The 14,162-nt window shown below is 35.8% G+C and carries 18 protein-coding genes; 4 read left to right on the forward strand and 14 right to left on the reverse strand.

All coding sequences use genetic code 11. The features are described from left to right. Window positions 1–34 precede the first annotated feature (34 nt). On the reverse strand, window positions 35–1,033 hold the full coding sequence (locus ILS93_RS16320; protein ID WP_222660878.1) for a YhdH/YhfP family quinone oxidoreductase: 999 nt from the start codon (window positions 1,031–1,033) through the stop codon (window positions 35–37). Between the two features lie 313 nt (window positions 1,034–1,346). On the opposite strand from ILS93_RS16320, the gene ILS93_RS16325 reads away from it, so the two are divergent. Next, window positions 1,347–2,549 (forward strand): LCP family protein, encoded by a 1,203-nt coding sequence (locus ILS93_RS16325; protein ID WP_064473891.1) that lies wholly within the window; start codon window positions 1,347–1,349, stop codon window positions 2,547–2,549. A 148-nt stretch (window positions 2,550–2,697) separates the two neighbouring features. Further along, window positions 2,698–3,138, forward strand: coding sequence for a hypothetical protein (locus ILS93_RS16330; protein WP_000642356.1), 441 nt, complete (start codon window positions 2,698–2,700; stop codon window positions 3,136–3,138). Between the two features lie 32 nt (window positions 3,139–3,170). On the opposite strand, the gene ILS93_RS16335 is transcribed toward ILS93_RS16330, so the two are convergent. The 10 genes from ILS93_RS16335 to ILS93_RS16380 form a co-directional block, all read right to left on the reverse strand. Further along, window positions 3,171–3,935 (reverse strand): sulfite exporter TauE/SafE family protein, encoded by a 765-nt coding sequence (locus tag ILS93_RS16335; RefSeq protein ID WP_064473892.1) that lies wholly within the window; start codon window positions 3,933–3,935, stop codon window positions 3,171–3,173. A 33-nt stretch (window positions 3,936–3,968) separates the two neighbouring features. After that, on the reverse strand, window positions 3,969–4,448 hold the full coding sequence (locus ILS93_RS16340) for a DsrE/DsrF/DrsH-like family protein (protein ID WP_222660880.1): 480 nt from the start codon (window positions 4,446–4,448) through the stop codon (window positions 3,969–3,971). A gap of 72 nt (window positions 4,449–4,520) precedes the next feature. Continuing rightward, entirely contained in the window at window positions 4,521–4,817 is a 297-nt protein-coding gene (locus ILS93_RS16345) for a rhodanese-like domain-containing protein (protein ID WP_064473893.1), read from the reverse strand. 15 nt (window positions 4,818–4,832) lie between these two features. Next, on the reverse strand, window positions 4,833–5,192 hold the full coding sequence (locus ILS93_RS16350) for a rhodanese-like domain-containing protein (protein WP_048562489.1): 360 nt from the start codon (window positions 5,190–5,192) through the stop codon (window positions 4,833–4,835). A gap of 30 nt (window positions 5,193–5,222) precedes the next feature. Then, window positions 5,223–5,453: a sulfurtransferase TusA family protein gene (locus tag ILS93_RS16355; protein ID WP_064473894.1), complete on the reverse strand. Its 231-nt coding sequence runs from the start codon at window positions 5,451–5,453 to the stop codon at window positions 5,223–5,225. 19 nt (window positions 5,454–5,472) lie between these two features. Further along, window positions 5,473–6,603 carry an MBL fold metallo-hydrolase gene (locus tag ILS93_RS16360; RefSeq protein WP_222660882.1) on the reverse strand — a complete coding sequence of 377 codons (1,131 nt, stop codon included), beginning with the start codon at window positions 6,601–6,603 and terminating at the stop codon, window positions 5,473–5,475. Between the two features lie 38 nt (window positions 6,604–6,641). Next, window positions 6,642–7,217, reverse strand: a complete 576-nt coding sequence (locus ILS93_RS16365; protein WP_103655907.1) for a sulfurtransferase TusA family protein — start codon at window positions 7,215–7,217, stop codon at window positions 6,642–6,644. 73 nt (window positions 7,218–7,290) lie between these two features. After that, window positions 7,291–7,554, reverse strand: coding sequence for a metal-sensitive transcriptional regulator (locus ILS93_RS16370; protein WP_000456206.1), 264 nt, complete (start codon window positions 7,552–7,554; stop codon window positions 7,291–7,293). 192 nt (window positions 7,555–7,746) lie between these two features. Further along, window positions 7,747–8,331 (reverse strand): DUF3238 domain-containing protein, encoded by a 585-nt coding sequence (locus ILS93_RS16375; protein ID WP_222660884.1) that lies wholly within the window; start codon window positions 8,329–8,331, stop codon window positions 7,747–7,749. Between the two features lie 132 nt (window positions 8,332–8,463). Continuing rightward, the gene (locus ILS93_RS16380; RefSeq protein ID WP_000247255.1) at window positions 8,464–9,048 is read right to left on the reverse strand and encodes a DUF3238 domain-containing protein; all 585 of its coding nucleotides are present in this window, start codon (window positions 9,046–9,048) and stop codon (window positions 8,464–8,466) included. Between the two features lie 141 nt (window positions 9,049–9,189). Between ILS93_RS16380 and ILS93_RS16385 the strand changes: the two genes are divergently transcribed. Then, entirely contained in the window at window positions 9,190–9,663 is a 474-nt protein-coding gene (locus ILS93_RS16385) for a MarR family winged helix-turn-helix transcriptional regulator (RefSeq protein ID WP_222660886.1), read from the forward strand. Between the two features lie 127 nt (window positions 9,664–9,790). On the opposite strand, the gene ILS93_RS16390 is transcribed toward ILS93_RS16385, so the two are convergent. The 3 genes from ILS93_RS16390 to ILS93_RS16400 form a co-directional block, all read right to left on the reverse strand. Further along, the gene (locus ILS93_RS16390) at window positions 9,791–11,053 is read right to left on the reverse strand and encodes a neutral/alkaline non-lysosomal ceramidase N-terminal domain-containing protein (protein ID WP_064473898.1); all 1,263 of its coding nucleotides are present in this window, start codon (window positions 11,051–11,053) and stop codon (window positions 9,791–9,793) included. A 108-nt stretch (window positions 11,054–11,161) separates the two neighbouring features. Further along, window positions 11,162–12,577, reverse strand: coding sequence for a stage V sporulation protein SpoVR (gene spoVR, locus ILS93_RS16395; RefSeq protein ID WP_001202704.1), 1,416 nt, complete (start codon window positions 12,575–12,577; stop codon window positions 11,162–11,164). Between the two features lie 114 nt (window positions 12,578–12,691). Further along, complete coding sequence (locus ILS93_RS16400; RefSeq protein ID WP_064473899.1) at window positions 12,692–13,252, reverse strand: nitroreductase family protein; 561 nt, start codon at window positions 13,250–13,252, stop codon at window positions 12,692–12,694. Between the two features lie 232 nt (window positions 13,253–13,484). Between ILS93_RS16400 and ILS93_RS16405 the strand changes: the two genes are divergently transcribed. Then, window positions 13,485–14,081, forward strand: coding sequence for a hypothetical protein (locus ILS93_RS16405; protein WP_064473900.1), 597 nt, complete (start codon window positions 13,485–13,487; stop codon window positions 14,079–14,081). The last annotated feature ends 81 nt before the right edge of the window (window positions 14,082–14,162 follow it).

Consider the following 14,162-nt stretch of genomic DNA (forward strand, 5'->3'; position numbering starts at 1 on the left):
GAAAAGAGAGACGCTTAAGTTAGCGTCTCTTTTTTCATTTCATATTTACAACCGTTCTTCCTTTTAACTTTCCTTGCAATATAAGTGTAAACTTTTCATCTAACTCTTCCAATGTACATTCTTCTGTATAAGATAGTAACTCATTATTTTCCCATTCACTTGCTAAGAGCGTCCACACATCTCTTCTCACATCCACTGGGCATTGCACAGAATCTATTCCTAAAAGACTTATGCCTCGCAAAATAAATGGATATACCGTTGTTTGTAATTCCTGCCCTGCCACATTACCGCACGTCGTTACACAACCACCATACTTTACCGTTTTTAAAGCGGTTTCTAGCATATGTCCACCTACAGTATCGATAACCCCGGCGTATATCCCTTTTAACATTGGTCTTCCTGATTCATTATTCAACTCCGTACGATGAATCACTTGTTTCGCTCCTAGACGTAGTAGCATCTCTTCCTCTTCCATTTTCCCTGTTGCTCCTACTACACTAAATCCTAGCTTACTTAAAATACTAACAGCTACACTCCCTACGCCGCCTGTTGCACCCGTTACTAAAACATCTCCCATACTAGGCGTTATGCCTGCTCCAATAAGCTTATATACTGATAAAGCAGCTGTAAAACCTGCTGTCCCATACATCATACTTTCCTTTAATGACATTCCCTCTGGTAAAGGGATGATCCAAGATGCTGGCACGCGAATATATTCTCCGAAACCACCAGAAGTATTCATACCTAAATCATAACCCGTTACGATGACTTGATCGCCTACCTTAATGGTTGCATCTTCACTACTCACAACTTCTCCCGCAGCATCAATTCCTGGCGTATGAGGATATCTCCTCGTAACCCCTTTATTACCCGTGGCTGAAAGCGCATCTTTATAATTTAATGAAGAATAATGAACCTGTATTAATACGTCTCCCTCAGGTAAACTACTTACTTCTCTCTCTACAACGTTTCTTACAAACTGCTTACTTTCTGTTTCGTTCACAACGATTGCTCGGAATGATGTATGATTCATTATGCTCTCTCCTTTATCCGTAAATTTCTTCTTTATTATATAGAAGAAATAAGTAAACCTACTCATTTCTTCTTGGCTATATTTCAACAAATCTTACTTCTCTATTACTTTCTCACAATACATATTTTCATTTCTACTAAAACAACTTATACTTATTCTACATCTCAAAAATAAAATATAAAAAATCTGACTTTTTATAAATATATTGAATTTTTACGAAATGTAAATGATTTGTAATGTTTTTTTCGTCAAATTTCATTATAATAAGTGGATATGAGTGTCGTATTTCAATTCAAATGAAGGAGTACAAGAAATGGAGCAAAACCCATCTTTGCAAGAAAATACACGCAGTAAACCGAAAAAAGGTAAGAAAAAAACAAAAATTATTATAAGCGTTATTCTATTCTTTTTAATAATAGGTGGCGGTTATACTTGGTTTTTAGTAAATAAAGCATCTTCTGCTGTTCGAAATGCCGCACACGATTTAGCACGCGGTGATAAATCTGATTTACGTGATAAAGCTGTAAAACCTATCGCAAATAACGTCTCTGTCTTAGTCATGGGTGTTGATGAAAGCGATGTCCGCGGGAAAGAATATGGTGAAGCTATAAGAACGGATGCACTATTACTTGCAACGTTTAATAAAGATAGCAAAACTGTAAAACTATTAAGCATTCCACGAGATACATATACTTATATTCCAGTGGAAAAGAAAAAAGATAAAATTACACACGCTCATGCATACGGTTCTACTAAAAACGGAAAAGATGGTGGACCACAAGCAAGTATTGATGCAGTTGAAAAATTAATGAATGTTCCTGTCGATTACTTTGTAAAGTTTAACTTCAAATCATTTATGAAAATTGTCGATGATTTAGGCGGGATTGAAGTCGATGTACCAGTTGAATTTACTGAACAAGATAGCAATGATAATGCTGATGCAATTCATCTGAAAAAAGGTGTTCAAAAGCTAAATAGTGAAGAAGCTCTTGCTCTTGCTAGAACGCGCCACATCGATAGTGATGCAATGCGTGGACAACGTCAACAACTCGTTATTGAAGCAATTTTAAAGAAACTAACAAGCGTTGGATCTGTAACAAAAGTTGGTAACATCATTGATGATATTAACGGACAATTCGTTACTAACTTAACATTCGATGATATGCTTTCATTCTACAAGTACGGATCGGACTCGGAAATTGAGAAATTACAAATTCAAGGTGAAGACTGCTATATGGAAAAAGGTGACGATACATGTAGCAAATCTGCTGGTGGCGGCCGAACGTATTACTACAATCCAGATAAAAAAGAATTAGCAACTGTTACAAACGAACTTCGTACTCACCTTGGATTACCTGCATATACAAAAACAGACTCTGATTCGAAGAAAACAAGCACAGAGAAAACAAAAGAATCTAAGTCTGAAAATTCAAGTGAACGCCAATCAAGTAACAATGAAGTGAAAAATAAAAATAGCAGTGAAGATACAGAAACATCGTCTAACGGCAATGAATAAAAAAGAAGCAGTTCTCTATGGAGGTAGAGTGCTGCTTCTTTTTATTTCTTTGGAATCAAAAATCAGAACTTTCTAACTATCTTTTTTAATATTTTTAAATTATAATAAATAGTAGCAATCTATTCCAATTATCAGGGGGCTCATACATATGAAAGCTGCAGTAAAACATAACATCTCAGATTTTAAAGACTACTTAAAATCAAACGATATATTCATGGAAGAAAATATAGATGAAAATGATGGTTCTGTTCATTTTTCAGTAGGATTAGAGACAGAAGCTGGCGCAAAAATTCAACTTATCGCTGCTTTCCAAAACGAACATCCTACTGTAGATATATACTGCTTCAATGTTGCTCACGTACCGGATGCAACATCAACAAATGATATTTTGCATGTTATCAATGAATTAAACACATCTTATCGATTTGCAAAATTCACATTAAACAAGCAAAATGCAATTGATATTTCAGCATCGCTTGCATTCTCAGAACCAAACTTTAATCCAGCGCTTGTCTTTGAACATACGAGAATGCTATATAAATTAGCAAATGACGAATATAAAAACTTAATGAAAGTTATTTGGGCATAAATAAAAGGATGGGCTACAAGCAGCCCATCCTTTTATTTCGATATCATATCAATCCACATCTTAACAGCAGTGCCTACAATCAAAATCGATAACATATATTGCAATGCTTTTTGATTGATCCTCTTCCCGACTCGCACTCCAAGCGGCGCAGCAAAGATACTTGCAACCGCGATAATAAGAGCTGGAATTACAACTACTTGACCAGTTATCACTTTTCCAGTCGTAATCCCTACTGAGGAAATAAACGTAATAGCGATAGATGTTGCTATCGTTGTACGTATCGGCAATTTTAAAATAACTAACATAATCGGTACTAATAAGAAAGAACCGCCAGCACCTATAATGCCTGATGCTCCTCCTACAAGAAACGCTAACAAGCTTGCTAACCATTTATTATATGTCACTTCACCACTATTATTTCGTTTCGGTACGAACATCATAATAGCAGCAATTGTTGCTAACGCTGCATAAACAACATTGACCGTATGTTCCTCTAATACGTTAGCACCAAAGCTCCCTATGAAACTTCCTATTAAAATACTAGCTCCCATATACACAACTAACGTTTTATCCATATCATTACTTTTCCGATAAGCCCATGCACCTGCAAAAGTTGCAAAGAATACTTGCACCGCTGTAATACCACTCACTTCATGTGACGTATAACTAGTAAACCCTAGCAATACCGGAATGTATAGGATCATTGGATAATTAATAATCGCACCGCCAATTCCAACCATTCCTGATATAAACGATCCTATAAACCCAATTATAAAAAGTAATACGACTAAACTCACCTTATATCCCCCGCCTTCTAAAAAGAAGGTGATTTAAATGAATAAATTCACATTCCCATCCGAAGCATCTGCTAAATAAGCTCCTACTCCTGCAAACTCTACCCCTTCCATAATCTCTTCCTCTTTTAACCCTAATAAATCTACCGTCATTTGACAAGCTACAAGTTTAATTCCCTGTTCTTTCGCTAAATCCATTAAATCTGGTAAAGGCATCGCATTATGTTTTTTCATAATACCTTTAATCATCTTTGGCCCCATACCGGCAAAATTCATTTTTGATAATCCCATCTTATCTGCACCACGTGGCATCATTTTTCCAAATACTTTTTCTATGAAAGTTTTCTTTACCTTCACATGTTCATCTTTCCTTAAAGCATTTAATCCCCAAAAAGTATGAAAAATAGTCACCTCTTGATTATACGCCGCTGCACCATTTGCAATAATATAAGCAGCCATCGCTTTATCATAATCTCCGCTAAATAAAACAATTGTTGTTTTCTTCTGTTGTTCCATGTTGTGCTCCCTCCAATTACCTATAGGGGTATTTGTTTGTTTATAAAAAGGCTGAAATCATTTACCTCATTCTCATATGACTTTACCTTTCCACGCTAACATACCACCTACCATATTGATTGCTCGAAAACCGTAGCTCTCTAAAAACTGAACTGCTCTTGCACTTCTTCCGCCAGAGCGACAAACGATAATATATTCTTTATGCTTATCTAACTCATGCATTCGAAACTCTAGTAGTCCTAACCTAATAGGAAGCACTCCTGGAATTTTCCCTTCCGCCACTTCTTCTACTTCACGAACATCGATTACATATAACTCTTCATTTCGTAACAATCTTTCCTCTACTTCTTTCGCTGTTATTTCTTTCATTTTAATATTCCTTCCTTATAAAGCGTTCATACCACCTGAAACATTGATAACGTGCTGGAATCCTAATTTCTTTAGTACTTTTGCCGCTTGCTTACTTCTCATCCCGCTCTGACAAATAACGATTACTTCCTTATTTTTATCTAATTGATTTGCTTTACTAGCTAACTCATTTAATGGGATATTCTGAAACCCTTTCATATGATTTCCTCTATATTCACCTACTGTACGAACATCGATAAATTGTTTTCCCTTTTTTCCTGCTATACTCTTTAATTCTTTCCCACTTATATTTTGAACACCTTTTACCGGTAAAAAACGTGAAATAACAAACACTGCAGCGAGTACAATGAAAAGCGTACTTAATATTGTATTCATATAACCAACCTCTCTACATTTATAAAACTACTACGCCTTCTTAATCCAAAACTTCAGCACATCAGCTTCTTCTACATGCTTTACGATGTCATGACCACCTTTATTTGCCCACGCTGGAATATCCTTAACTGACCCTTTATCTGTTACATGTACTTCTAACACTTCTCCAGTTTGCAAAGTATCCATCGCTTTCTTCGTTCTTACCATCGGCATTGGGCATGCTAAACCTTTCGCATCTAATACTTGTTTTACATTCATCATCTATTCCTCCATTTTTTATTTATTCATGAACTGCGCAACGATTTGGACCAGTCTCCATTTCACGTTCTTCATCCACACTCGGATGAATCTTACCCATATTCGTTTGACGAATTTCTTCGTAAGCATTCGGCTGAGGTGGTAAATTCTCCGTTACCACTTTACGAAACTCTCCCTCACTCTCAATATTTAGTCCTGTATTATACACAAATAAATCTTTTAACTTTGCGCTCACAACACCATTCTCATCCATTTCACTTATTTTTGAATAATGAGCTGGTAACACGATTAATTGTTGAGATAGTACTTTATATCGGTTATATAAAGTTTCTCTTAAATCACTCACCCAATCCTCAGCCTTTCCAGCAAGATCTGGACGCCCGATTGAATCTACAAATAAAATATCGCCTGATAATAAATAGGAATCATCTACAATAAATGATGTACTTCCAATCGTATGCCCAGGTGAGTATAATGCATCAATTTCAATTTTAGTACCCCCCACCGTAATAACAGAACCTTCAACGAGCGGTTTATATGAGAAAACAACTTCCTCCGCATCTTTCGGCGGTAACCAATACGTGCCACCTACTCTTTCAGCTAACTTACGTCCTCCAGAAATGTGGTCTGCATGTAAATGTGTATCCATTACATTCGTAATCGTAACGCCATACTCTTTCGCAAACTCTTCGTATGCTTCAATTGTTCTTACTGCATCAATAACTGCTGCTTCACCGTTTGAAACGACCATATAAGATAAACAGCCTTTTCCAAGGCGGTTAAATTGATATATACTTCCTCCCCCCTGTACATCTCCTACCTTTAACGGCTTCACATATTCACTCCAAGCTTTCATACCGCCAGCTAAATAAAAAACATTATGGAAGCCAGCATCCAACAATTGCTCAGCGACAAACTGTGAAGAACCTTCTTTCGCACATACGACTAAAATTTCTTTCTCCCTCGGCAATTCACTTGCAATATGATCTACACCATCTAACAAATAAAAATACGGTTTATTTATAGAAGAAATTTGTTTCCCTTCAATTTTCCAATCTTCATAATCCGTCTCATTTCGAACATCTAAAATAAACAGCTCTCCGAATAAAACTTTCTCTGCAACATCTTTTGCTTGTAACGGTTTAACAATCATCTAATTACCCCCATAGGTATATTTTTATTTAAAAAATTTTACTTTTCCACATCCCCTTGCCACTCTAACATACCTGGAATGATATTTTTCACATTTAAATACCCTTTCTCTTTCAACATTTGGCAAGCTACATCACTACGGTTACCAGTTCGGCAAATAACATAAATTTGCTTCGTCTGATCTAATTCTGCACTACCCAGTTCGCCTAATGGGAATGAAATAGCCGTTGGAATATGACCAAAAGCGAATTCCGCTGCTTCACGAACATCTAATATAATACACTCTTCACCACTTAATAATATCTCTTGCAATTCCGCATTTGTAATTGTTTGAGGATATTTCACTACTTCATTCACTTCATGCTCATGTGCTTTTCTAACGTAATGCATCAATAGATCTCCTTCGTGTTTCGTCCCGATATATTGATGACCTACTTTACTCGCCCAACTTTGTATATCTACAGTAGACCCTTTATCTGTTGCCTGAACTTCAATCACTTGCCCTGATGCGAGACTTTCCATCGCCTTCTTCGTCTTCACAATCGGCATCGGACAAGCCAATCCCTTACAATCTAAACTCCTATTCACTTTTATACTCATAGTCGATTCCTCCATAACTTATATACATATACCTGTAGGGGTATATTAAAATGTTTTTGAAAATCTGTCAACACTTACGTTTGACAGATTATCGGCTTTTTACAAGTAATTGAACAGCTTCTTTAATTAACTCTTCATTTGAACCATTACCACTTTCAAACTGTTCACGCAAACATTGCTCTAAATTCGTTCCAACAACAAGTCCAATTGTACGATCAAGTGCAGAACGAGATGCCGTTAACTGTGTAATAACCTCTCGGCAATCTTTTCCTTCTTCCATCATACGAAGTACACCACGAACTTGACCTTCAATACGTTTCAATCTATTTTTCATATCTTGATTATATTCCACTGTAGACCACCTCCGTATTTATAACTATATTATACATTACTTTGTAACTTTGTATAATAACATATACCCTAAAGGGTATATTGTAAAGCGTTTTATTTTTTTGAAACTTTCTAACGTATAGTGAAAATGCAAAAGTCACTGATTTTATTGACTTTTGCATTTCTCAACTACACTGCATTATTATCTTACTTCTTATAAACTCCTTGTAAAACTATAATCCATTTCTCCACCTAGTGCTGCAGCTGTATCACCAGTTTCTCTAAAATCATGTGTATATATTTTTTCAAATGAACCGAAATCTACTTGCTTATAAAATTCAAAACAAGGGAATCCATCATGCTCCCCTTGAATCTCAATACTACCATCCTTGTTCACACATACATGTAATACATAATCTACAGGAAGTGCATATATATTTAATGGATTACTTGCACTCGCACTCATTTTAAATTGCACACCATCAGGATTCCATACGATATTCGTGCACACAATATTTTCAGTACTCGCTTTTCCTGTTCTTTTATTCACAGAACCATCTGGATTCGTAACCTTCTCTGTCGTAATACCCGTGTTCGCATATGAAAACACTTCTTCTTTATAAAAATCCACTACTACCTCTTGCTCCACTCTAGAGCGCATAGTATTTACCGCATGTGGTGTAAATTCGCGTGAATCACCTTCGAATTGAATTATTTTCCCTGTTTCCATATCCTTCCTCGGTTCTGTCCAAGACATTGGAATAAATACGCTGGCTCTAACTTTTACGATATTAGTCATAAGAAACACCTCTATAATTCTAATTTTATATACTGCATTATTTAATAAAAAAACACCATTTCAGCCACATAATTAAAATCTTTCTCTTTTACATTGGCTACTTCTTTCTTAAAAATGACGCTAGATTTATAGCTAGATTTTCGTTTTAAAGCTATATTCCATTTCTCCAGCTAGCGCTGCTGGGGTATCATTCGTTTCTCTGAAATCATGTGTATATATTTTTTCAAATGAACGAAAGTCTATTTGTTTATAAAATTCATAGCAAGGGAAACCATCATGTAAACCTTCAATATGCACAATGCCACTTGTATTAACTCTTATAACCAAAAAATAATCTGCTGCGGGTGCCGCTGCGTTTAACGGATTACTTGCACTTGCTCTCATTTCAAATGAAACTTCATCCTCGCCCCATACGATATTAGTACATACAATATTTTCTGTACTTGTTTCTCCTTTTTGATACTCAATTGAACCATCTGAATTTGTAATTTTCACAGTAACGATGCAAGCATCTACATATGTGAAAATTTCTCTTTTATAAAAATCAACAATCACTTCTTGCTCTAATCTTGAACGCTTTGTATTTACAGCGAATGGTGTAAATTCACGTGCATCTCCAGCGTATTCAAAAACTCTTCCTGTTGCAGCATCCTTAATAGGCTTCAGCAACGCATACGGTGCAAATACACTCCCTCTAATTTTTACGATATTAACCATGTGAAACCTCCGTTGATTCTATTTATATAGATCATTATTTGTACTATACAAGATATAGTCAATTTGATTGACCATATCCTGTATAGTACAATAGGTTTTATACATAGTCAACTTAATTGACTACAATTGTGGAGGTTATACATGAATCATCAAACATTTAACGAACTAGACCTTACTTCACTTTTATCATTATCTTTCAGTACATTAATTACTGAACTGCATGACAGATTAAGTGAATTGGGATTTGAAGATATTAGGCCAGCACACGGCTTTATGTTCAAACGTATCCTTCCTAATGGAGCAACCGGTATAGAATTGGCTGAGTATTTAGGAATTTCTAAACAAGCTGTAAGTAAAATGATCGATTCTCTTGAAAATAGTGGTTATGTCACGCGCAAAAAGCATCCTACTGATAAAAGAGGTAAAATCATTATTTTAACCGCACGAGGTTTAGCTGTAATGAAAACGAAAGAAGAAATAGTAGCTGAAATAGAGCAACGATGGATTGAAAACATAGGTACTGAACGAATGCAAATGCTCAAGGAAGATTTAACAACATTCGTTACTAAAGAAAATACAGAGAAATTATCATCAAATATACGACCTGTTTGGTAAGCAAAAACTCCATATAAAAACGAATCCATTTTGATCAGTCCCTTTCAAAATGGATTCGTTTTCTACAGTTTTATTAATAATTATTGCTGCTTTTAAATTTCATATCAAATATGCAAGAGTCTATATTTTACGCATTATATAATTCCATAGCTCTCTGCACGACTAATTCTGCCGTATTCTCCTCCGGTGGCATCAATAAATTCGTAACAGGCCCATATACAACAGGGTTTAGCTCTACTTCGTACCCACCATATGCAAACTCTTCTTTTGTCGGTAAATAACCAATATATCCATTCGTATATCCACCTAAAAAAGCTATTTCATTTTGAAGACGCTCTTTCACTTCTAAAGCTGTTTCTGAAAAAGGTTCCATCGGTATACCAAAGAACATACCATCATTAATTTGAAACAGTTGAACTTCTAAATCAATACGTAACTGCCGAATACCTTGCTTATATTTCTCTAAAATTATAGTAAGCCATTCATCCGTATTCACATCCCACTGCTTCTCAGCTAATTGAGCCATGCTTCGTATTTCATTAATTTCAGGAATATCTTTCAACTTCATTTGCATCGTACTTGAAACTGTTCTTAAACTTACAATTGGGCTATATGTAACTATTGGCAACATCGTTAATACATGTCCACTAACTGTGTAAGCCATTTGCTTTACTGCTTCCCTTGAACCGCGATACTTTGCATTTACATTGCCAGCAGCACCTTGCACAATAATAACAGGACAGTTTACGATTTTCTCAAGAATCTCTCTCGTCATTCCCGGATAATCCGCCGATAGTACATCGCTATCACCTTTTAACACATTCGGATGTGCCGTACAAAATACTATAATCCCAGATAGCTCCTTCGTTTCAGCATTTCTTATGGCTAACATGCCAATTCGTTTATCTACAACACCCTCTATATTTGTTCCCATCTTCGCTCTTCCATCAGATGTTCTCTCTCTTCGGTTTACCCCAATATAACCTGTCGTAACACTCCAGCCAATTTCACATGGCCTCAAGTTGTTATTCGCAGTAACAGCACCGTGCACTACATTATTTACTAAAATCGTTTTATACGACTTTATTAAAGGATGATCACCGACTGTTTCCGGACCAGAGTGTGTATGTGTATAAACAACAGTTATTCGCTCAAATGATATATGAAGCTCTCTCGCTATTTGTTCACGAATCATATTTGTATCTTCTACTAACATTCCAATATTATCAATACTTATAAACACAGTTTTCGTCTCATCTTTTTCAAATACAAAAACTGTCCCATAAATACACTCTTCAATATTATTTATTCCTGTCTCTCTATGGTATCCGACAAAATCAATACCTACAGGCGGCATAATATCCACCTTGCATACCCCTATTTTGCTCATTTGAATCGCTCCATTTCTCTATGTAACTCCCTTTTTCAAGAATAGCATATTTGACCTTGTTCCAAATAAAAAAGAACGGACATAGCATTCTATGTCCGTTCTTTTTTATCACACATACTTCCGATGAACCATCTTCCCATCATAAGAAAACACAACGCCCTTACTTTCCACAATCGACTCCATATGCACCGTTCTTCCCCATAATTGATGAATATATGGCAGTACTTTTTCTAAGTATTTTAAATCGAGCTCGATTCCTTCGTAACTATGTTTAATGTACAATTCTCCGTTCTTTAAGTAATCTCCATCTTCTACTACTAAGTACGGGAAGCCACCGTTTGTACGCATATTTACGAGCTGATCACGTACCTGTTCCCACTCTTTATCTATTACTTTATATTCTTTTCCTTGGCGCTGGAATAAGTACATATCTTCTCTCATTACGAGATCTTTGTTTAAGTAGTTTCTTAAGAATGATACATCCCATTCGATTTCGCGTACTTCAAAGATTTTGTCCCGACCAGATCCTGGCTTTACGCCGCGTCGTTTCATTTCTTCTGTCGGGTTATTGTAGCGTTCTTCAATATCTTCGAACATTTTAATACCGAGGTAGTATGGGTTAATGCTTGTTTTTGATGGTTGAACTACACCTGCATTAAGCTTTGCGAATTCAATCGCTTCAGAAGATGTTAAGTCCATTTCACGGAGTATGCGTTGATGCCAGTAAGAAGCCCAACCTTCGTTCATGATCTTCGTTTCAAGCTGCGGCCAGAAATATAACATTTCCTCGCGCATCATCGTTAATATATCGCGCTGCCAATCTTCTAGCTCACGGCTATATTCTTCAATAAAGAGGAGTAAATCTTTCTCTGGTTGCGGCGGAATTTTCTTCTTTTTATGCATATTAGGTCGTTCTCTCTTTTTGTTTCGATCATCTAAATTCCATAAATCATCGTACTGTGATATCTTTTTCTTTTCTACATCCTCTTCTAAATCTTCAATACTCCACGCCAGTTTTGGACGCATAAGTGACGGATCAATGTGCTCTTGAATGGCAAGTACGGCATCCAAAAATGTTTCGACTTCTGCCTTTCCATACTTATGCTCATATGCTTTCACGCGATCAGCCGTTGCCGCCATACTCTCCACCATATCTCGTTTCGTATTAGAGAAGCGAATATTATTTTTAAAGAAGTCACAGTGCGCTAAAACGTGCGCTACAATTAATTTGTTTTGAATTAACGAGTTCGTATCTAATAAAAAGGCATAACATGGATCAGAGTTAATAACGAGTTCGTATATTTTACTAAGACCTAAATCGTATTGTAATTTCATTCTAAAAAACTGTTTTCCAAAACTCCAATGTGAAAACCGCGTCGGCATCCCATATGCACCAAATGTATAAATAATTTCCGCTGGACATATTTCATAACGCATCGGATAAAAATCAAGCCCAAATCCAGTCGCAATTTCCGTAATTTCCGCAATCGCATATTGCAGTGCTTTATCGTCACTTGCTCTCATTATTTTCCCTCCTTACACTTTCCCTTAAGAAAGTGTATGATGAGGAACAAGCTTTCATGAGGATTGATTGCATAATAAAAAGACATCCTCATAAAAACGAGAATGTCTCATCTATTAACCTTCAATAATCTCCATCTTCTCCATAATCGGTGTACGAGCTTTTCCTTCTGGTGCTTTATCGAAATAGCCAAGGTGAAGAATTCCAACGATGCGTTGACCTCTTGTTAAACCGAGTCCTTCTATAAATAATGGATTGTAGTTTAATCCGCCTGATTTCCAAACACATCCTAATCCACGCTCCCAAGCAAGTAGTTGGAAGTTTTGCATAAATGCACATGTTGCAGCGTAATCTTCGTCGCGTTGAATTTGACGTGGATCTTCATTAATATAAACAACAATTTGTGCAGGCGTGCTTAAGAAACGATCTGATAAAATTTTACCGCGTTTCGCTCTTTCTTCTTCTGTGAAAGAGTTTAATACTGCATCTACTAATTTTTTGCGACCTTCTCCAATGTATAATTTACAATTCCATGGTTCACGGTGTTTATGATTCGGTGCCCACGTTGCGTCGTTTAATAGTTCAATTAATAACTCTTTATCTACAGCTTTATCTGTGAATGTACGTACAGAGCGTCTTTCTTTAATCACATTTGCGATGGAAGTATATGTAGTCATATTTTTCTCTCCCTTATTTTCATCTATATGTATACATTTGTTATTGATATTGATTTTCAATTTCGATTATACCTTAGTTTTTTACTATTAATCAATGTTTTATGTTGGAAAACTTCCAAAAACGTCATTTTATACTGTGAATAAAAAAACTTAACTTGTTCACAAGTATTTCACATTTTATGGAAATGATATGTGTACAGTTTTCCACATTATCCATCTAGGAGGAGTTTATATGTACAAAAAAATCGCAGTAAGTATGACCATGGCAACATTATTATTCGGGGCAACCGTCTTCCCTACTTTCGCTGCCACGCCAAAAGAAGTAACATTGCACCATCATAAGCCTATTTCAGAAGAAGAAATGCAGTCGCTCGAAAAACTCGGCTATAACAAACATGAAATTTGGAAAGCTGCTCATATTGCAAAAATGAGTAAAAAAGAAATAAAAGACGTTTTAGCTTACTATAAACAAAATAAATCTTGGGAGAAAACAGCCCAACATTTCGGCGTAGATCCAAGTAAGTTGAAAAAACATCATATAAATAAAGAGACGAAAAAAGCACTACTGCAAGAATTAGCAAATATGCAAAAATCTACACCAGATGGACTCAAACAAAAAATGAAAGAATATAATATCGGATTACGTCAACTTACAGTATTAACAATCATCTCTCAAAAAAGTAATACCCCTCTCGATGATGTACTAAAAATGAAAAAAGATGGAATGGACATTAAGCAAATTGCAGAAAAACTAAACGTGAAAAAAGAAGATATACGTGCAGAAATGATTAAATTAGTGAAGTCTATTAAAGAAAAGAACACAAATTAACATGCCAAAAAGGAAGAGATATTTAATACTCTTCCTTTTCTTTATGAACTTTCAATTTTCAAGTATAAATTCCCGTCTTTC

Source organism: Bacillus sp. 16GRE42, assembly GCF_019837435.1.
Taxonomy (GTDB): Bacteria; Bacillota; Bacilli; order Bacillales; family Bacillaceae_G; genus Bacillus_A; species Bacillus_A wiedmannii.